General features: G+C 53.4%; 21 protein-coding genes. 6 read left to right on the forward strand and 15 right to left on the reverse strand.

Annotated elements, in window-relative coordinates:
- Window positions 1–31 precede the first annotated feature (31 nt).
- Entirely contained in the window at window positions 32–739 is a 708-nt protein-coding gene (locus K7J14_RS04275) for a LysM peptidoglycan-binding domain-containing protein (protein WP_230753530.1), read from the reverse strand.
- Window positions 736–2,076 (reverse strand): hypothetical protein, encoded by a 1,341-nt coding sequence (locus K7J14_RS04280; protein WP_230753533.1) that lies wholly within the window; start codon window positions 2,074–2,076, stop codon window positions 736–738. Before K7J14_RS04280 ends, K7J14_RS04275 begins: the two co-directional genes overlap by 4 nt.
- Before the next feature lie 104 nt (window positions 2,077–2,180).
- On the opposite strand from K7J14_RS04280, the gene K7J14_RS04285 reads away from it, so the two are divergent.
- Window positions 2,181–2,396 (forward strand): YdbC family protein, encoded by a 216-nt coding sequence (locus K7J14_RS04285; RefSeq protein ID WP_230753536.1) that lies wholly within the window; start codon window positions 2,181–2,183, stop codon window positions 2,394–2,396.
- Between the two features lie 4 nt (window positions 2,397–2,400).
- Here K7J14_RS04285 and rnhA read toward each other — a convergent pair whose 3' ends face one another.
- From rnhA to K7J14_RS04300, 3 genes are read right to left on the reverse strand one after another with little or no spacing between them, the layout of a single operon-like run.
- Window positions 2,401–2,901: a ribonuclease HI gene (gene rnhA, locus K7J14_RS04290; RefSeq protein WP_230753538.1), complete on the reverse strand. Its 501-nt coding sequence runs from the start codon at window positions 2,899–2,901 to the stop codon at window positions 2,401–2,403.
- Window positions 2,898–4,046 (reverse strand): 3-deoxy-7-phosphoheptulonate synthase, encoded by a 1,149-nt coding sequence (locus tag K7J14_RS04295; protein ID WP_230753540.1) that lies wholly within the window; start codon window positions 4,044–4,046, stop codon window positions 2,898–2,900. The genes rnhA and K7J14_RS04295 overlap by 4 nt, the downstream gene beginning before the upstream one ends.
- Complete coding sequence (locus K7J14_RS04300; protein WP_230753542.1) at window positions 4,039–5,034, reverse strand: Gfo/Idh/MocA family protein; 996 nt, start codon at window positions 5,032–5,034, stop codon at window positions 4,039–4,041. The genes K7J14_RS04295 and K7J14_RS04300 overlap by 8 nt, the downstream gene beginning before the upstream one ends.
- A 116-nt stretch (window positions 5,035–5,150) precedes the next feature.
- Here K7J14_RS04300 and groL point away from each other — a divergent pair, with 116 nt between their 5' ends.
- Both groL and K7J14_RS04310 read left to right on the forward strand, forming a co-directional pair.
- Entirely contained in the window at window positions 5,151–6,791 is a 1,641-nt protein-coding gene (gene groL / locus K7J14_RS04305; RefSeq protein ID WP_230753545.1) for a chaperonin GroEL, read from the forward strand.
- A gap of 242 nt (window positions 6,792–7,033) precedes the next feature.
- Window positions 7,034–7,312, forward strand: coding sequence for an HU family DNA-binding protein (locus K7J14_RS04310; protein ID WP_269062382.1), 279 nt, complete (start codon window positions 7,034–7,036; stop codon window positions 7,310–7,312).
- 112 nt (window positions 7,313–7,424) lie between these two features.
- Here K7J14_RS04310 and K7J14_RS04315 read toward each other — a convergent pair whose 3' ends face one another.
- The 5 genes from K7J14_RS04315 to K7J14_RS04335 all read right to left on the reverse strand — a co-directional run bounded on the left by K7J14_RS04315 (window position 7,425) and on the right by K7J14_RS04335 (window position 12,461).
- Window positions 7,425–9,428 (reverse strand): ATP-binding protein, encoded by a 2,004-nt coding sequence (locus K7J14_RS04315; RefSeq protein ID WP_230753548.1) that lies wholly within the window; start codon window positions 9,426–9,428, stop codon window positions 7,425–7,427.
- Window positions 9,425–9,901 (reverse strand): chemotaxis protein CheX, encoded by a 477-nt coding sequence (locus K7J14_RS04320; protein ID WP_230753550.1) that lies wholly within the window; start codon window positions 9,899–9,901, stop codon window positions 9,425–9,427. Before K7J14_RS04320 ends, K7J14_RS04315 begins: the two co-directional genes overlap by 4 nt.
- Window positions 9,902–9,910: 9 nt before the next feature.
- Window positions 9,911–10,285: a response regulator gene (locus K7J14_RS04325; RefSeq protein WP_230753553.1), complete on the reverse strand. Its 375-nt coding sequence runs from the start codon at window positions 10,283–10,285 to the stop codon at window positions 9,911–9,913.
- A 119-nt stretch (window positions 10,286–10,404) separates the two neighbouring features.
- Window positions 10,405–11,142, reverse strand: a complete 738-nt coding sequence (locus K7J14_RS04330; RefSeq protein WP_230753555.1) for a hypothetical protein — start codon at window positions 11,140–11,142, stop codon at window positions 10,405–10,407.
- A gap of 29 nt (window positions 11,143–11,171) precedes the next feature.
- On the reverse strand, window positions 11,172–12,461 hold the full coding sequence (locus tag K7J14_RS04335) for a condensation domain-containing protein (protein ID WP_230753557.1): 1,290 nt from the start codon (window positions 12,459–12,461) through the stop codon (window positions 11,172–11,174).
- Window positions 12,462–12,525: 64 nt separating this feature from the next.
- Between K7J14_RS04335 and K7J14_RS04340 the strand changes: the two genes are divergently transcribed.
- Entirely contained in the window at window positions 12,526–13,497 is a 972-nt protein-coding gene (locus K7J14_RS04340) for a serine/threonine protein kinase (RefSeq protein WP_230753559.1), read from the forward strand.
- Window positions 13,498–13,528: 31 nt separating this feature from the next.
- The gene (locus K7J14_RS04345) at window positions 13,529–14,335 is read left to right on the forward strand and encodes a phosphohydrolase (RefSeq protein WP_230753561.1); all 807 of its coding nucleotides are present in this window, start codon (window positions 13,529–13,531) and stop codon (window positions 14,333–14,335) included.
- Between the two features lie 308 nt (window positions 14,336–14,643).
- Here K7J14_RS04345 and K7J14_RS04350 read toward each other — a convergent pair whose 3' ends face one another.
- The 5 genes from K7J14_RS04350 to K7J14_RS04370 form a co-directional block, all read right to left on the reverse strand.
- Window positions 14,644–15,204 (reverse strand): chromate transporter, encoded by a 561-nt coding sequence (locus K7J14_RS04350; protein WP_230753564.1) that lies wholly within the window; start codon window positions 15,202–15,204, stop codon window positions 14,644–14,646.
- Window positions 15,201–15,752, reverse strand: coding sequence for a chromate transporter (locus K7J14_RS04355; protein WP_230753566.1), 552 nt, complete (start codon window positions 15,750–15,752; stop codon window positions 15,201–15,203). Before K7J14_RS04355 ends, K7J14_RS04350 begins: the two co-directional genes overlap by 4 nt.
- Before the next feature lie 103 nt (window positions 15,753–15,855).
- Window positions 15,856–16,215 (reverse strand): hypothetical protein, encoded by a 360-nt coding sequence (locus K7J14_RS04360; protein ID WP_230753568.1) that lies wholly within the window; start codon window positions 16,213–16,215, stop codon window positions 15,856–15,858.
- A gap of 99 nt (window positions 16,216–16,314) precedes the next feature.
- Window positions 16,315–16,707, reverse strand: coding sequence for a type II toxin-antitoxin system VapC family toxin (locus K7J14_RS04365; protein WP_230753570.1), 393 nt, complete (start codon window positions 16,705–16,707; stop codon window positions 16,315–16,317).
- Complete coding sequence (locus tag K7J14_RS04370) at window positions 16,704–16,955, reverse strand: type II toxin-antitoxin system VapB family antitoxin (protein ID WP_230753572.1); 252 nt, start codon at window positions 16,953–16,955, stop codon at window positions 16,704–16,706. Before K7J14_RS04370 ends, K7J14_RS04365 begins: the two co-directional genes overlap by 4 nt.
- 229 nt (window positions 16,956–17,184) lie before the next feature.
- Here K7J14_RS04370 and leuS point away from each other — a divergent pair, with 229 nt between their 5' ends.
- On the forward strand, window positions 17,185–19,764 hold the full coding sequence (gene leuS, locus K7J14_RS04375) for a leucine--tRNA ligase (RefSeq protein WP_230753576.1): 2,580 nt from the start codon (window positions 17,185–17,187) through the stop codon (window positions 19,762–19,764).
- The last annotated feature ends 9 nt before the right edge of the window (window positions 19,765–19,773 follow it).

Below are 19,773 nucleotides of genomic sequence, written 5' to 3' on the forward strand. Positions count from 1 at the left end.
ATTGACACTGTGAAGCTTTTTACAAAACCCGTTATTTTACCTGTCTGGAAAACGGCTCATATTCGATTGCCGGATCATACCGGCCTTCGCGAAATTCGCCTTTGATGCTGGGGATGCTCACAACCTGGCCGGGCATCAGCAAGTTGGGATTCGACGGCTGTTTCAAGGCTTTTCTATTAGCTTCATAGAGCTTCTCCCACAACAGAGGATTCCCGTAGATTGCGGGATTCGCCGCAATATTCCAAAGGCAATCCTTAGAGTCTGCCCATAGGTCAACTTTGTATTCAGCCGGCAGAGGCACAATCTCTCGGACTACTGACAACTCAGACAGGGCGATTTCAGCGTATTTTCGGGTTGCGGCCCAATCTTCCGAAGCAAACTGAGCGTCGGCGCTGGATACCGCTTCGCCGGCCGCAGAAAATGCGGACGGGAAAAAACGCTCGGCATTAATGCTTTTCGCCCAATTCAGCCGGGTATGGGCGGTAAACAACAGTTTTTCCGCTTCCGAGCGAGCGATCATGCCGGAAATATATTGGGCCGAAAGCAAGGCATTTTCTTCGGCGAGCCGGGAATACTCAACGGAACCGTCATAATTTCCTTCATCGTAAGCAGATACCGCCATTCTGGAGTACATGCGGCTTTTCCGCTGATATTCATTGTTATCCCATGAAGCCGCAGCCGCGGAAACCAGAGCGAGAAGCAAAAACGAAAGCGCAAATAGTGATATCTTTTTCATCATTTTGTTTCCTCCAGGACGGTTTCTTCAATTTCCGCGGATTCCGTCTCTTCTACTTCGACCGACACAGATTCGGGATCATGAGAGACAATCGATTCCGGTTCTTCGGAGGCCGGTTCTTCGGCAACTGATTCGACTTCATCTGCGGCAGGCGCCTCGGTTGCATACGATTCAAGGGGCGCGGCTTCATCGGCGGCAGGCGCCTCGATTTCGGTCCCGGGTTCTACGGTTTCATCGTCGGAGAAACCTTCGGCGTCGGGAGGAAGAGGCAAAAGTTCGTCTGCCTGCTGGGCGAGAGCCGAGCTTTCATCCTGACGGGCGCGAGCGTTGGCGATTGCCAAATCAGCGGCGTTTTTCTTCAGCAGAACAGCTTGGTGCACTACAGTAAAGGCATGCGAAGCGTCGGTCCATGATTGGTACGCGGCATGCCAGGAATTTGCCTCCGCGGAAGACTGCGCCGCCTTGAAATAACCGAGAGCCTCGTCGTATTCGGCTTTCATGCTGCGGGAAGCCTTGATCGAGTCGCAGAGATCCCTGATTTCGACAGCCTGTGCCCGCGCTTTCTCCGCCCACACTTTGTATCCGGCGTTCAACACCTTTTCGCTGAGAAGAAGGGCTTGATCAACAGCTTCAAGACAGGCGGCGTCGGACACGCCGTACAATGAAACAGCTTCATCGTACTTGCCGTGCGCCGCTTCATAGTCTTCGGGAGCATACTGGGCGAAATCGTTCTGGTCGACGGCCTGTTTGTTGGCCAAAACCTGCATCGCTTTATCGAGAACAAGATATCGCATCAGTGCGATCTGTCCGGCGTCGTAGGCCGCCGCAAGATCGCCGGATTCCTTTTTCGCTCGCGCATCGTCGGCGACTGCATCGGCCATGGAGAATTGTTCAGGATAATAGCTGTCCGCTCCAGCTCCGACGGCCGACGCGCGAGCTTCGCGAATCTGGCGCTCGAGATCGTCGACGATAGCGGCGAAGGATTCATCGATGATTTTTTCGTACAGAGCGATAGCCCGGGTAAATGAATCGACCGATGCATCGTAGTCGGATCCGTATGCTTTCAAACCTGCATCCCGGAGAGAGGAAGCCTCGCCCCAGCTCTCGGGCTTTACCCGGTCGATGCCGTAGGCAACGCCTGTCTTGTGCAGCTCTTCAGCCCGATCGCGAAGCGCAGTAAGCTGATCATCCACGGGTTTTGATTCAACGGCCGGCGCTTCCTGCGTTTCTTCCGGAACGGGAACAACCTCCGGTTCAGCGGGAGGAGCGGACTTACAACCGGCCGACGCCATGACGAGAGATATCAGAATCGCAAAAATCGGGATATGCAATTTTTTCATAAAAACCTCCACCTAATCAGGCTTAGGGTACAATGAATGATGTTTTATTACAAGTTTTTTTTCAATCATGATATAATTATGAAAATTTCCGGGGAGGTTTTTCCATGGCGGATGATTTTAGCTTTGAGATTATAGAGAAATTAGGCATTTTATCCGAAAACAAGACTGGATGGACAATGGAATTGAACACCGTGTCCTGGGGAGGAAGACCTCCGAAGTATGACATCAGAAGCTGGTCCCCCGACCATCAGAAGATGGGCAAGGGAGTAACGTTAACCGACGAAGAGCTGAACGCGTTGAAAAAACTGCTGCAAGACTGATGAATCAGCGGTGTTTAGCGATTTCTTCCTGCGTCAGCCGGTCGCACACTTCGTTGTAATGAATCCCCGCGTGGCCCTTGACCCATATCCAGCGGGGACGAATCCGATTTGAAAGTTCGTCCAGAACCGCCCACAAATCCTGGTTTTTAACAGGCTCCTTCGAGGCAGTCCGCCATCCGTTCCGCTTCCAGCCGGCGATCCACTGAGTCATGCCTTTTTGAACATACTGAGAGTCGGTATGGATTGAAACGGGTTTGCCGCTCCATACGGAAGTCGATTCGATGAGCTTGAGGGATTCGATGACCGCAGTGAGCTCCATTCGATTATTCGTGGTGGTCTTTTCGCCGCCGGAGCGGATGAGTTCCGATCCCGAGCCGGCGCGCGATGAGCCGTTCACAATAACGAAGCCCCAACCGCCGGGGCCCGGATTTCCGGAACAACCGCCGTCGGTATACACGATGAGAACATCTTCCGGGGAATCCTGAAATACAGACGGATTGCTCATGGTTTCACCGCGCGATCTGAATGGCGGGGCACAGGAACCGGCGAACCAGACGCATCGACCGGCGTTTCAAGCGCGGAACGGTGTTTTTCGCCGAGAAGTTTGTATGCCTCTGCGAGCGCGCTCGCCGTCATGTCCCAACCAAGACAGGGGTCGGTTATCGATAATCCATATTTTAAATCTTCTGGATCCGCGGTTATCGGTTGAGAACCGGTCTGGAGATAACTTTCGATCATGCAGCCGGACAGCGGAAGCAGAGGATTGTCGGCATCTGTCCTGAGCCGGATGGTCTCGAGAAGGACGCCGATCTGATTCTCGGGCATTTTCTGGGAATTTCCATGGGAGCAGTCCACCATGATCGAGGGACGGATGCCGGCTTTTTTAAGAAGCTCTATCGCGCTCGCGACCGAAACGCGGTCGTAGTTGGTGCCGTGGCGGCCGCCGCGGAGGATGAGATGGCTGTCGGGGTTTCCGAGCGTCTGCATGATGCAGGAGGTGCCTTCCCTGTTGATTCCGATGAAGGAATGAGACTGGCGGGATGAAACGATTGCGTTAACGGCAATTTGAACATCTCCGTCGGTGGCGTTCTTGAAGCCGACCGGCATTGAAAGACCGGAGGCCATCTCGCGGTGGGTCTGGCTTTCAGTCGTTCTGGCGCCGATGGACGCCCAGCTCACCAAATCAGAGGTGTATTGGGGAACGATGGGGTCGAGCATCTCGGAGCCGACAGGAAGACCGAGTTCGTTGACCTGTACGAGAAGCTCGCGCGCCATGCGGAGGCCGCGAGGGATGTCCGAGGTGCCGTCGAGGCCGGGATCGACGATCAACCCGCGCCAGCCGACGGTTGTGCGGGGCTTTTCAAAGTACACGCGCATGACGATGCACATGCGGTCCTTATATTTTTCGCGGAGTTCCGCGAGACGGCCGGCATACTCCAGAGCCGACTTAGGCTCATGAATAGAGCAGGGGCCGACGATGACGAGAAACCGGTCGTCTTCCCTGCGGAGAATCCGTTGAATCTCCGAACGGCCGCGGATAACCATTTCAGCGGCTTTCTCCGTCGTGGGGTACGCTTCGGACATCGCCTCGGGAGAAAGGAGAGTTCGAGCTTCAAGGATGCGGACATCCTGTATTCTGTTGTCATTCATATGCTGCTACCGTCCGGATTTGATCTAATATTTCCATCACCATAATGGAATCTGCCCATGTTTGTACAGGGCTTTCGGTCGCTCCGGATTCAATGCAGAGGGAAGCTTCGCGGATTTCGTATTCATATCCGTTGCACTCGAAAGGCTTTTTTGCATGTTCGAGAACAGCGCCGTCGGAGCCCGTGAGAATAGCCTCTTCCGCCATCCAGAAATAGGGAAGAACGATGGATCCCGATTCTCCGATTATAAAAGCTGAGCGCGATTCCTTGATTCCCTGCAGATTGATCGAACTGGAAAGATCTGCCGTAAAACCTGATTTCCAGACGAGATGGCTCGAGTTGTACGAGTCAACCCCGGTCGGGGCGTTTTTAATAATAGAAGAAACTGCATCCGGCTTGATTTTTCCCGCGGCCGCATGGGCGCAGGTAACAGGATAGATTCCCAGATCGAGGAGGGCGCCCCCGCCGAGAACCGGATTGTAGAGACGGGACTCAGGATTAAAAGGCGAGTCCAGAAAAAAATCCGCGCGAAGATAGCGGGGCGCGCCTATTTTTCCTTCCTGTATCCAGGACATCGCTTTTTGGAACGACGGATTGCATTTCATCCACATTGCTTCCATATAGAAGCGTTTTTCCTGACGGGCAGTCTCTATCACGGGCAAAAGAGACGAGGCATCCAAACTGACGGGCTTTTCGCAGAGAACCGCTTTACCTGATTTTAAAGCCGCAATTGAAAGTTCTACATGAAGATTGTTCGGGGTCGCGATGTATACTGCGTCGACTTCGGGATCGGCGAATAGTTCCGCGTAGGATCCGTAGCTCCGAGCACATCCCCACTGCTCGGCGAAACGGGCGGATTTGGCCGCGTCACGCGAAGCCACCGCCGCAAGCCGGACGGAATTCGATCGCGATGCCTCGTAATTCAGGGCGAGGGCGAATTTGGAAGCGATATTCCCGGTGGCGATGATGCCCCAGCGAATTGTTTTCATAGTTGCCGATCCTCCTTGTTTTTTGTATTTTATAAGGTAACCCCCTATTTTTATAGAGGGCGGATGCAACATCTTCATCAAAACCAGTTCTGGTAAAAGAAATAAGGAGTATTGAAATGGCTAAACAGTTGATGTTTAACGAAGAAGCCCGTAAAAAACTGCTTTCCGGCGTGGAACAGATTTCCCGCGCGGTGAAAGTGACTCTCGGACCCAAAGGCCGCAACGTCCTGCTGGACAAAAAATTCGGCGCGCCGACGGTGACGAAGGACGGAGTTTCAGTCGCCAAGGAAATCGAGCTTGAAGACGCCTATGAAAACATGGGCGCCCAGCTTTTGAAAGAAGTAGCGACAAAGACCAACGATGTAGCCGGAGACGGTACGACCACCGCGACTGTTCTCGCTTACTCGCTCGTTCGGGAAGGCTTGAAGGCGGTTGCAGCCGGAATGACTCCCATCGAGCTCAAGAGGGGCATCGATAAAGCGGTTACCATCGCTGTCGAGGAAATCAAGAAAGGATCAAAAGAAATCAAGGGATCCGACGAAGTCGCCCACGTAGCTTCCGTTTCCGCCAATAACGACGAAGAAATCGGTAAGATTCTCGCCGACGCCATCGAGAAGGTAGGAAAAGACGGAGTTATCACCGTCGAAGAAGCGAAAACGATGGAAACCACCACCGATTTCGTGGAAGGAATGCAGTTCGACCGGGGATATATCTCCAGCTACTTCGTAACCGACCGCGACCGCATGGAAACCGTCTTCGAGAACCCCTACATTCTTATCCACGACAAGAAAATCTCGAACATGAAAGATATGCTTCCCCTTTTGGAGAAGATCGCACAGTCCGGCCGCCAGCTTCTGATCATCGCGGAAGACGTCGACGGCGAAGCCCTTGCGACCCTGGTAGTCAACAGCCTCCGCGGAACGCTGAAAACCTGCGCAGTCAAGGCTCCCGGATTCGGCGACAGGCGCAAAGCTATGCTCGAAGACATCGCGATTCTCACCGGCGGAGAAGTGATCTCCGAAGAATTGGGACTCAAGCTTGAAAACACCGACATTACTCAGCTCGGCCAGGCAAAGAGCGTCAAAATCGACAAGGACAACACCATCATTGTCGACGGAGCCGGAAAAGCGAAAGATATCAAGGACAGAATCGCGCAAATCAAGGCGCAGATCGAAGAATCCTCTTCAGATTACGACAAGGAAAAACTCAAGGAGCGCCTTGCCAAGCTCGCCGGCGGCGTAGCGGTAATCAATATCGGCGCCGTAACCGAAGTCGAAATGAAAGAGAAGAAGCACCGCGTCGAAGACGCTCTTTCCGCTACCCGTGCGGCTCTTGAAGAAGGAATCGTCGCAGGAGGCGGACTCGCTCTCATTCAGGCCATAACCGCTCTTGAAAAGGCTGACGTTTCAGCTCTTACCGACGATGAAAAGGTCGGATTCAAGATCGTGAAGAGAGCGCTCGAAGAGCCGATGCGCCAGATCGCCGAAAACGCGGGAATCGACGGAGCCGTTATCGCCGAGCGCGCGAAGAGCGAAAAGAAAGGTATCGGATTCGACGCCGCCAAGATGGAATGGGTGGACATGTTCAAGGTCGGAATCATCGATCCCGCGAAGGTTACACGCTCTGCTCTCCAGAACGCGGCCTCCGTTGCGAGCCTCCTGTTGACCACGGAATGCGCGATCACCGATATTCCCGAGAAGAACGCCCCCGCCATGCCCGCAGGCGGCGGAATGGGCGGAATGGACGGAATGTACTAAAAAGATACCGCGTGCTGCAGCGTAGTACGCAATTTCGAGCAAGGCGGGGACTGATAGAAGGCCATGCCTTGCAAGAAGATGTAATGCTCTGTTGCAGATGCAAAGGCCGCACGGCAAAAGCTGTGCGGCCTTTTTTTACGCAGGAACCGTTATTCGGCGTTCTTTTCCATCGATTATTTCCCGGAAGAATGCTATAGTAAGGGGCATTACATCATAAAACTTTAATCAGGAGTGTTTTTATCATGAACAAAGCAGAATTAGTCGAAGCAATGGCGGCCGAAACAGGACTTACCAAGAAGGATTCCGAGGCTGCGCTGAAAGCGTTCATCGCCGTTGTTGGAACAGAACTGAAGAAGGGGAATCCTGTTCAGCTTATCGGATTCGGAACGTTCGAAGTAGGAAAGAGGGCAGCCCGAACCGGACGCAATCCCCAGACCGGAGAAGAAATCAAGATCAAAGCGGCAAAGACCCCTAAGTTCAAGGCGGGAAAAGCGCTGAAGGACCTGGTAAACAAGAAATAAGAACTCCTGAAGGAGTTTGAAATAGCCAAGGTTCGAGTGCTTGAAAAGAAAGCACTTCGGGCCCGGCAAAAAAAGAGCGCTGTATTCCGCAAGGACTACAGCGCTTTTTTTATCAGGCGGTACGCACCCCGGAGGAAGCGGCCGCTTCCGCCGGAAGTACGATTTTGAAGGTAGTGCCCTTCCCAGGCTCGGTAAGAAGCTTTACAGCTCCCTTCAATTCTTTAAGCCTATCCCGAACCAGACTCAAGCCGACTCCCCTGCCCGCATGCATGTCCGCTTCGCCGGCTGTACTGAAGCCGGGGGAGAACAATACTCGAGTCAGGACGTTTTTATCCTTCAGTTGTTCCGGATCGTCGATCAGCTTCATGCTCTGGGCCTTTTCCCGGATCGCGTCGAAATCAAGTCCCTTCCCGTCGTCGGAAAGATTTATTCCGATCGTATCATTCTTCATGGTAATTGACAGCTCGATGGAACCGCTCGATTCCTTGCCGTATTGTTCGCGCAATTCAGGGGTCTCGATGCCGTGATACACCGCATTGCGAATAAGCTGAGTCAGGATTTCCTTCATCGCCCGGCGAGGTCCCTGAGAAAGAGCCCGGGGATCGATGGCAGAGACGGTAAGATGCGCTTTTTTACCCAAATCCTCTGCGGCCTTTGAAACAACCCTCTCCAGGGTTTGCACAAGAACCTGTTCTTCCTGCATACGATCAGAGCCGAAATTAAACGCCTTGATGCGGTCGATAAGGTTGCGATATCCGTCTTTTATCTTCATCAATTTATCGAGTTCGACCGTAATATGGAGGATCTCTTCGAAGGAAACCGCTTCCTGCTCTCGGAGATCGCGAATGACGTCTTCAAGAAGATGAAGTTTCGCAGCGAAACGCTTTAACCCGAGAATAACGGCATTCGACTTAATCGCATGAACGCACTGATAGATTTGAACCATTATCTTCGAGGAATCCAGAGACTGGTCTTTCAGAATCGCGTTTATACGGTCGAATTCGTATTCTGCGTCTTCGATAAAATCGTTCAAAACGCGCGGTTCAACGTGTATAACCTCGAACAAGGAGTGCATTTCCTCCTGACGCTTCGATTCTTCCTCGGACAGCTGGGCCTGAAGCTCGACTTCAACAGTGCTGTCATGGATGGTTCCCAGAATAAGCACCTGGCCCTTGTCACGATCGACGGAAGCAAAGGAACAGCGAAGATTCTTTCGCTCCCCCGTAGCCGGGTGGACATACAAAAACTGATGCAGGGGATTAATGTCCTCGAGCATTTGCGCATCGTACGATCGGTTTATCACCATCTGGAAGTAGTCGTGGAGGGTCTCTCGCTCCTTTTGCTGGACCGAGCTCGAAAGAAGTTCAAGAAAACTGCGTCCGGCAAGGGATTCTTCGCTTAAGATGCCGCCAAGAGCGCGCGAATACCGGGGCTGAATAATGAAATCGGCGTCCATCATGAATACGCCGTCTTTCAGATTGTCCTTCATCGCCGTGACCTCGTCGCGTTCGGCCTTCAGGGCCGAAGTAAGACGGGCGACCCAGCGGTCTTTTACGATTTTCGTCTGTTCATAGACGATGGTACAGGCCAAAACAAGGGCGTACACCGCTACGGTTCTAAACGCGAAGGAGGTTTCGAACGTCATCATGGAAAAACCGGGGAGAAAGACCGACAACCCGATGAAAACGAACAACATCGAAGACAGAATGATTCCGGCCTTCATTCCGAGCAGAAATATCGCCATCATCGGAAAGGAATAGCTCCACAAAACGCCTGATCCCTGGGCGCCGCCGCTTTGCGCGAAAAAAGCGCAGAGAAACATGAAGGGAACAACGGTCAACAAGCCCGACACGATGAAAGGAGCGTTCGTTCGCAGAACGACAAAACCGAGGAGCGTCGTACAGCCCATCAGAATATCGAAAAAAGCCGCCGCATACAGCCCGGTCGAGAGATTTTCGAATCCGAAGATGAACAACAGGCTGCCGCCCATAAATATGAGCGAATTTAACAGGATGTATCGAACCAGCGAATCCATTCGGGCTTCGTCCATTCCGTCGAAGGATTTGCCGCTGGTCATCACATTGAAAAAGAACTTTTTTAATGGATTGTCGTTCATGACGCTCCTCCCGTATCAATCGCTACTGATAGGCAGAATGATTCAGTTTCGAAAATTTTGAAGGGAATGCAAATGATGCGGGCCTGTTCGTTCGGCCACATAATCGTATGGCCGGGCCCCCGGACTATTGTCGGAAGAGAGATGACCAGGCGGAAGGATTCCTCCAGTCCGCGCTTTGCGTTGCCGGCGATGATGTTGATTATCTCGCCGATGGCGTCTACCACCTCGTCGTCGAGCTCCTTATGCTCGGAACCGGTGAGGATCCCGGTCAGCTTCAAGGCGAGAGAAGTCTTCATAGAAATGACCACCGCTCCGCGGGCTTCGCCTGTTAGTCCGATTATCGTAGAAACATCCCAGTCGTGCGGTTCGTTTTTGTCGACGAAAAAAGGGCGGCCCGTCTCCAATTCCGTTCCGAGAAAATCCCGGAACACATTTACGCACACATCGACGAAGGGTTGAATGTATTTTTCCATGGTTTTCTCCTAGAGGGTGATTTTCGACAGTTTTTCGCGAAAGTTCTTTTCGTTGATGGGCTTGATGATGTAATCGGTAGCGCCATTCTTGAGCGCCTCGATCACGTTATACCGGGCGGCTTCGCTGGTTACCATTATGACCGGAAGCGTCTTGAACTTATCCATGGCGCGGATTTTTTTCAGGAAATCCAAACCGGACAACTCCGGCATATTCCAGTCCAGCAGCACCAGATGCACAACGTTTTTTTCAAGCTGTCCCAGTGCTTCCCTCCCGTTGCTCGCTTCGATGAAAACGCAGGGAATGTTCATGCTGGAAAAGGTGTTTTTGACGATATTCCGCATGATCCGGGAATCGTCCACGACAAGAACTGTTTTTTCGCTCATCTTAACTCCACACTTTTTTCCGGGACTTCAAGCGCCCGGGACTTTCATCAACGAGTATAATACAGCATTACCGGTAAAACCAGGTTTTGCCGCATCCATTTTCTCCATAATGTGTAAAATCATAAGCGGAACAACTTCCTCAAAGACGCCCGATTCATGATGCGGTAATGCAGATAAAAGAAGAATCCCGAAACGGGAACAATTGATAACAGAACGACCAGCGACCATGAAATGCCGGGAGAACCCGAGAAAAAGAGGCTTACAAAAAAATCTATGCCGGTGCACAGAACGGCCAGAGCGCACAAAATAACAGCGATGGAATTGAGGCCCCGATGCTTCTGCAAACCGACGAGAGGAACGGCGGCAGCCACCAACCCTTCTACAAGAAGGGTGAGCGGCAATCCCAACGGAAGGAACCATGAAAGAGAACCGGTAAACACGCCCCAGAGGAACACTGCAAGAACAGTAGATGGGGACAAAACAGCGAATAAAATCCACAGTTTTTTAACAAGAATAAAGGGCAGCGCCGAATACAGCCATAAAAGGATGACGCACACGCTGGTGAACCGCGACCAGGTGACGGCCCGGTGATACACGAGGTCGACCCCGAAGGTAACCACGAAGATGATCGCGTAGACGACGGTAAGCAGCTCGAACACCAGCAGACGCTTTTCAACCGGAGTCAGCCGTTCGCGCTCCTCGGCGTCGCGGACATCCGCGGCGAAAGACACGGGAGTATAAGCGGATTCCGAGGAAGGCGCAGTGGAATCGGGCGAAAGCACGCTCCGCTCTCTGCATAAAGGGCACCATAACGCGTCGGGAGCCAGCGAAACCTTGCAGCGGGGACAAAACGACATTGTGTCTCCTTACCGGATTTTTCCGGAAATCAAATATTGGATTCCACCATGACGGGAATTCCGAGTTCAACTAATTTCGTAAAAAAGAAACGCTCGAACGAGCGGTCCACCTGGCGGCTGCCGATCGTGAGACTGAGGGTATCCTGCCAGGTGATGATTCCGACGCAGGAGCCGAAGCTGTCGTTTCGCGGAGGGATGAAGTCGAAGCGCTTTATGCGGGAAGAGAACTCCGGCGGCATGGATACAGCCTGAAGATTCGACAGGGAGCCGGATGCGTAGCGGATGGCGACGAACCGGGCAACAAGGCGAAGCACGGGATTTTTAATCGCCAGGGGAACGGCTCGCGCCAACGGATGAGCCTCGCCTGCGACATTGCGCTTGATCTGCCGGTCGAGCTCCTTGCGTTGAAGCCCGAGTTTTATGGAGTACTGGACACGTTCAAGAATTTCCTCGAAGCTGAAGTGCCCCAGACGCCGGTCGATCAATACGGGAATAATAAGGAAAAAGTTTCGAAGAGTCGCAGAGGTGTGAATTTTCCTCATGTTGACCGGAACTTCCAGCGAAAAGGCTTTAAAAGAAGAAGGGTTTTCAGCCTCGCAAACAGCCTGAAGCGTCCAGAGGTGCACAGCGGCGAATAGCGCGGTAAGAGACACGCTCTTTTCGCGAGCTATTTTCAAAGAAGCAGCCACCGAAACGGTGCCGGTCGTTATCCGGTACACTGGGCCTGGATACCGGGGGCCGGAAATTCTCCAGGCTTGCGGATGAGGATCGGGAAGCGGAATATCCTTGCGAATAAGGCCAGCGTACGCGTCTTCGTATTCGGCGGGAGAGGCGGTTTGATCCGGCCTTCGGATATCCTGCCAGTCGGGGCAGGATGCGCCGCGCCGGGAAAGATAGGCTGCCACGAGGGAGCGCAGGAACTCGACGGCGCCGGTGCCGTCCGTGAGAATATGATGAAATTCGCAGGCTATCCGCGGACCGTAGACGCGTACCCGAAACAAATAGCGGCGCCATTTTTTCAGCCGATGGTATTCAACCGGATAACGGGTATCGGCCTGAACCTGGAGAGGCTTTTTCAAGGCGTCGAGATAATACCAGAACAAGCCCGGACACAGCTGGGTCATGAACGCCGGATAGCGCGGAGCCGTCTCGGCCAAGGCAGCCTGAAGATCGGGCAGATGCACGGGCTCGTCCAGTTCGCAGGAGATGCGGAACATATACGGAGTGCGCTTTCCCGTCGTGGCGGCCATGAACACAGCGCTGTTGTCAAGGGGAAGAAAAAAGTCGTTTTTACCAAGGGGATGCAAAAGGTTTCCCATTCCTCTAAGAATACCCTACCAATCATCCCGGCACAATGGGCAAATGATGTGATACTATGCAAACATGACTGAACATCCCGGAGATTTTTCTTTGCTTGAACCCGACACTATTTTCGAAGCCGCAGAAGAACATAGCGGACTTTTTTTCGACGGCGTTTTGACTCATTACAACAGCTACGTAAACCGGGTCTATGGTTTGAAAGACGAGGACGACCGCGAGTATGTCGCCAAGTTTTACCGCCCCGGACGATGGTCCGAAAAAGCTATTCTGGAAGAGCATGAATTTCTCGCCGATGCGGCGGCCGCCGAGCTTCCGGTAGTCAGCCCGATTCAGGGAAAAAGCGGCTCAACGCTGGGGAGCCACGAAGGATACCGTTTCGCGCTCTTTCCCCGGCTCAGAGCGAGAACCTTCGACATCTATCAGGAAGAAGATTGGATCCGGGTCGGCGCGCTGATCGGCAGGCTCCACGAAGCGGGATGCAAAAAGAAGTCTGTTCATAGAGTCGTCTGCGCTCCCGACGGAGTCGCCGCGATAACCATCGGAATTCTGAGAGAAAACTCGCTGGTGCATCCCGACTGCGAAGCAGAATTTTTCGCCGTCTGCGATCACGCGATGAAAACCTTTCCTGCGCGCTTCGAAGGAATCCCCTTCCAGCGCATACACGGCGATTGCCATCGGGGCAACATGCTTGAAACCGCGTCGCGCGAACTCTCCCTCATCGACTTCGACGACATGATGACAGGACCCGCCGTACAGGATCTCTGGCTGCTTCTCCCCGGACACCTCAAGCATTCTCGCCGGGAAATGAACCTTATTATAGAAGGATATGAGCAGTTCAGGCCCTTCGACCGCGCCTGGCTCGATCTTGTCGAGCCCTTGCGCTTTATGCGCCAGCTGTACTTTCTGGGATGGCAGGCTGCCCAGCGCGGAGACGCGGGATTCCAGGAGCGCTACCCCGGATGGGGTAGCCGCGCGTTCTGGATAACCGAAACCGAAGATCTCGCGCTCCAGCTCGCGGAAGCCGAAAAAACTTGAACAGAAAAAACGTTGTGCGTATATTGAGGCTATGAGATCACCGAAAGAAATATCTATTGAGAAAAAAATTTTTGAACAGCTCAACCCGGAAAGCTCGGCTTTCAAAACAGCGGAACTGTTAAGCTCCGACTCTGAAATTCAACTCATGCAGGAATACGCGAATACCGTTTCCATTGTGCGTCTCGGCTACAACGACCACGGACCCGTTCATATGCGCACGGTGACCCGCAACGCGGTGTTGATGCTCAACATCCTCCACGAAGCAGGCATCAAAACAAACCTGGAAAACGAAAACGCGGGAACGCTCGACGACAGCATGACGGCCGTAATACTCGCGTCTTTTCTCCATGACCTGGGCATGACGATCGGAAGGCAAGATCACGAATTGTACAGCATGACGCTGGCGACTCCGATAATCGACCGGATTCTGGAAAAAGTGTATCCCGACGAGCTGGGCAAGCGGGTGATAATACGATCGCTTGCGATGGAAGGAATTATCGGCCACATGGCGGCCCGCAGGATTCATTCGCTGGAGGCAGGCCTCATCCTCATAGCAGACGGATGCGACATGGAAAAGGGGCGCGCCAGAATACCGATGGTCCTGAACACCGAACCGAAGGTGGGGGACATCCATAAATATTCAGCAAACTCCATCGAGAAAGTGAAAATCACCGCAGGAGACCCCAAGCCGGTGCGCATTTCAATCGATATGTCCTCAGACGTGGGATTCTTTCAAATTGAAGAAGTCCTGCTCCCGAAGGTGAACATGAGTCCCGTAAAGCCGTACATAGAAATCATGGCCAGCGTTCAGGGCGGAGAAAGCAAAAAGTATCTGTAGGAATTTTTATCTGGCTGAGGGAATAAAAAAAAATCGGGATAGGCATCAGAAAACCAGCGCGCCCTGAAAAAAGAGGGCTCACGCAAAAGCGGTTTCACTGATCCTTCCCGAATCGTCCGTTACTGAAGCGCATTTACGGAACTCAAAGTTCCGCTGTCGGGGATGGCCCCGCACAACTGTAACCCGGGCAGAGAACAGAACCGATAGCGGTTCCAAGACCCTGCGTAACATCTATTATTATACCCCTGTTTCAGGATTTTGCAAATTTTCTGTGTGTTTTTAGATTAAACAGGGCAAGAATCAGGTTATTACAAAAAGATAATGCCGAAAACTGCGCCTAAAATTATGAAAAAAACCGGATGCCAATCTATTTTCACCTGTAAAACAAAGATAATACAGAAAAACGCGAAAGCCCGCCAGTCGGCGATATCCTGCCATCGGCCTGTGCGGCTGAACGAGTCCAAACTCAGCACCGCGACGAGAATCACCTGAAAAGCGGCAACGGCAATCATTCCGGTAGTACCGGCGCGGAGGCCGAAAAAGGCGGCTTTCACCAGCGGCTTATCCTGGAATTTACCGAAATACCGCGCGATCACGATGATAACGACGAGAGAGGGGAGCACGGTGCCGAAGGTGGCGATTATCCCGCCGGGAATGCCGTACATTTCATAGCCGATGTAGGTCGCCATGTTGATGCCGATGGGTCCGGGAGTTGATTCGGAAATGGCAACCATGTTGTAAAAGCGTTCCGCCGTGATGAGACCGCGGCCGACCAGCTCCTGCTGCATGAGGGTGATCGCGACGAGGCCGCCCCCGATAGTGAACATCCCCACATATACGAACACCAAAAAAAGCTGAAAGAGGCTCATGCTTCGGTTCCCCGCTGATATTTGAGAGCAATGCCGTATAGAGCCGAAAGAACGACCACGGCGACTCCCGGAACGTTGAATACGGCGATCAGAATGAATGATGCGGCGCCCATGAAAAAGGAGGCAGGAACGGCGAGCGTTTTTTTTCCCAAACCGATCACAGCCTTGATGAGAAGGGCCGCGACGACGACGTTGATGCCCCGAAGCGCGCTCTGCACCTGAGGAATGTCGGCGAAGCCTTCGAGAAAGGCGGCGAGAGCCATGATGATAACGAGAGAGGGAAACACGATTCCGGTTGTCGCGACGACGGCGCCCGGAACGCCTTTTTTGTTGTATCCGACGAAGGTCGCGACGTTCACCGCGATGATTCCGGGAGTAGATTGGCCGATCGCGAAATAATCCACGAGCTGTTCCGCGGTAAGCCACTTTTTCGCCTGCACAAGGTCGCGGTCCAGCACCGGGAGCATCGCAAGCCCTCCGCCGAAGGTCACCGCCCCGATCTTAAAAAACGCCCAGAAGAGCTCCCCAAATAGCCTGATGTCATTCATACTGCGCCAAGTATACCAGCGGCCCTCCCCCTGCTCAATAACCCGTCAATAATAAAAAAGCCGGAACACCAATGTCCCGGCTTTCGCGTTAAGCATAAAAGAACTATTGCTTAGTTAAAACAGTGTCTTCACCCTCTTCATCTGTCAGCGTTAACGTACTACCACTAAACTCATACGTATATGTCATAGTTCCCATATCAATATAGCTAATCGTCAGAGTCTTTGCTTCAGAATCATAAGTATAGGTTCCGGACATTTCAAGCACAACTGATCCAAAGTTTACTTTCTGATTAATATTTGTGGATGTGAATACCCACTCAGTTCCACCAAGAGGAAGCATACCATCAGTCCAAGTACCAGCAAAAGGACTCTTATCAGCATCAGAAGCCTGTTCGCAGGCGGCGAGGGTGAATACGAGGGCGGCGGCGGCGAGAAAGGCGAGGAACGATTTCAGTTTCTTCATTTTATTGACCTCCTGATAGTCAACGCACAAAAAGATTGTAAAGATAGTGTAACATGCAACCTTCCCGGAGTCAAAAAAACAGAAGCGAATTCGGCTCGTTTAGTGTAAAAAGGAAGAGACGTCGGTTTGAGAGAAGTTGTTTCCTTTGTATAAAAGAGGCTGATGAAGAACCTTCGAAAGAGCATACGAGACGCAGTCTCCCATATTCAGAGCGGCTGAAGAGCGCCCTTTTCCCCACCGCCGCCAGGCATCAAAGGCAACCTCTGCCAGGGATGAATCGAAGGGAAGTTCTTCGATTTCGGCAACAGCGAACAGCTCGGACAAAGCGGCAGTGCCGGCAAGCCCCTTGCGCGCTTCTACGACAATGGAAATTTCAAGACGGCTCACGGAAGACATGAACTTCCGGCACGGAGATGCAAGAGCCTCCAGATAGCGGGCGGAATCGCTCTCGCCGAAAAGCACCGCGGCCAACGCAGACGAATCGACGATCATAGAGAAAACGCTCCGTCGTCTCCGTAGCCGAGAATCTCGTCGAAAGAACGCGCATCGACATCCGGAAGAGAAGAACAGGAAGCCGCGATTGAAGCCAACCTGCTAAACCGCGACTGTGTTTCCGCTGACAAAGACGCATCGAACGTTTCCAATGCTTTCTCCAGAGTCTCCGTCAGGGAATAGCCGGTGCGGGACGAAATATCGCGAACCTGTTTTTCGACTCCGCTGTTTCTGATGCTCATCGCCATGACAGTCTCCTTGTATATACAAAATATCGAACGTATATACAAAAAAGTCAACCGTTGACTGATCAGTTACGCCCCTGCAGGGACCGGCATAGGCGGGGGCTCCGCCGATCGCGAGGCCGCCCCGAATGGCCCGTTCTGCCTCGATCCTGAAAATGCTTTGTTCTTGTATAAACAGCGCGCTTTTAATAGAATGAAACCACTATTTTCCGCTCAGGAGCGACGCACAACCATGGCAAAATACCCTTTTGAAACGATAGAACCGAAATGGCAGCAGTTTTGGGAGACGAAAAAGACCTTCAAGGCGGTCGAGGATCCGGCGAAACCCAAGGATAAACGGGCGTACGTGCTCGACATGTTCCCCTATCCTTCTGCGGCGGGCCTCCACGTGGGACATCCGGAAGGCTATACCGCCACGGATATCTGGTGCCGCTATCTCAGGATGAAGGGTTTTTCCGTCCTGCACCCGATGGGATTCGATTCGTTCGGCCTGCCAGCGGAAAACTACGCTATCAAAACAGGGACGCATCCGAGAACGACGACGGTGGCGAACATCGATAAATTCCGCCAGCAGATCAAGGCCTTCGGTTTCAGCTACGACTGGGACCGCGAGATTTCCACCTGCGACGACGATTACTACCACTGGACCCAGTGGATCTTCCTCCAGCTGTTCAAGCGCGGACTCGCCTACGAATCCGAGACCCCGATCAACTGGTGCCCCTCGTGCAAAACGGGGCTCGCGAACGAAGAGGTGAAGGAAGGCCGTTGCGACCGATGCGGTACGCAGACTACCCGGAAAAACATCCGCCAGTGGATTTTAAGGATCACGCAATACGCCGAGCGCCTACTCGAGGATCTCGACGGACTGGAATGGCCGGAATCGGTGAAGGCGATGCAGAAGAACTGGATCGGGAAGAGCGAAGGAGCCGAGGTGGTGTTCAAGGTCGCCGCGAACGGAGACCCCGCCGACGCTTCCGTTTCCGGCGATGAAATACTGATCTACACTACCCGCGCGGACACCCTGTTCGGCGCGACCTACATGGTTCTCTCACCCGAGCATCCCCTGGTCGGGAAGATTTCTTCCGCGGCGCAGAAAGGGGCGGTCGAGTCCTACGTAGAAGAAGCGGCGAAGAAGAGCGATCTTGAGCGGACCGACCTCGCCAAGGATAAAACCGGCGTGTTCACCGGCGCGTACGCGATCAATCCGGTGAACGGCAAAAAAATACCGATCTGGATTTCAGACTATGTCCTGATTTCCTACGGGACCGGCGCGATCATGGCGGTTCCCGCCCACGACGAGAGGGACTGGGACTTCGCCAAGCAATTCGGACTGCCGATAATCCAGGTGGTCGCGGGCGAGGCAGAGTGGGCGGCGAAGGGCGCGGACGGGGATTATTCGGCCGAACCCGCGGAATGCACGCCGGCGGACGGAAAGTCCGTCAACTCGCCCGGATTCAACGGCCTGGGAACGCAGGAATGCATCGACCGGATGATCGCATGGCTCGGCGAGAAAGGAATCGGCAAGAAGGCGGTGAATTTCAAGCTGCGAGACTGGGTGTTCAGCCGCCAGCGGTATTGGGGTGAGCCCATTCCGCTCGTGCATTGCCCCTCGTGCGGGATTGTCCCCCTGAAGGAAGAAGACCTCCCCTTGAGGCTGCCGCAGGTTGAAACCTATCAGCCCACCGGAACAGGAGAGAGCCCGCTGGCCGGCATCGACGAGTGGGTGAACTGCTCCTGCCCGGTCTGCGGAGGAAAAGCAAAGCGCGAAACGAACACGATGCCCCAGTGGGCCGGCTCCTGCTGGTACTATCTCCGGTATCTCGATCCCAAAAACCCGAAGGCTTTCGCTTCGAAAGAAGCTCTCGACTACTGGATGCCGGTCGACCTCTACGTCGGCGGCGCCGAGCACGCGGTGCTCCACCTCCTGTATTCCCGCTTCTGGCACAAGGTCCTCTTCGACCTTGGCCTGGTGAACACGAAGGAGCCCTTCCAGCGGCTGATAAACCAGGGAATGATCACCAGCTTCGCATTCCAACGGAAGAATAAAACCCTTGTTCCGACCGACGAAGTGCGGGAAGTTCCCGGAAAGGCCGACGAGTTCGAGGAAATCGCGACCGGGGAGCGGCTCGAGCGGGTAATCGCGAAGATGTCGAAGTCCCTGAAGAACGTCATCAATCCGGACGACGTGATCCGCGATTTCGGCGCCGACAGCTGCCGCCTCTACGAGATGTTCATGGGCCCGCTCGAGGTGTCGAAGCCCTGGAGCACGCAGGGGTTGATCGGCGTGAGCCGCTTTCTCGAGCGGGTGTGGGCCCTCTCTGAAAAACCGATGACTGACGACGCGGCTTCTGCCGAGGTTACGAAGCTCCTGCATCAGACCATCAGGAAGGTGTCTTCCGATACCGAAACCCTTAACTTCAATACCGCGATCAGCCAGATGATGATATTCACGAACGAGCTTTCCAAATGCGAGAGCTTCCCCAAATCCGTATGGGCGGAATTCGTCAAGCTGCTGGCGCCCTACGCTCCCCATCTTGGCGAAGAGCTGTGGCAGCGGCTCGGAAACGCGGACACAATAGCCTACGAATCGTGGCCCACATACGACGAGGCCCTCTGCGCCGAAAACTCGTGCACCGTGGTGGTGCAGGTGAACGGCAAAATCAGGGACAAGTTCGAGGCAGCTATGGATTCGGCCAAGAGCGAGCTTGAAAAAACGGCGCTTGAATGCCCCGGCGCGGTCCGCTTCATGGAAGGCAAGCCGCCCAAAAAAGTGATCGTCGTGCCGAACAAGCTGGTCAACATCGTAGTGTAATTTTTTTAT

Source organism: Teretinema zuelzerae (assembly GCF_021021555.1).
In the GTDB taxonomy this organism is placed as follows: Bacteria; Spirochaetota; Spirochaetia; order Treponematales; family Treponemataceae; genus Teretinema; species Teretinema zuelzerae.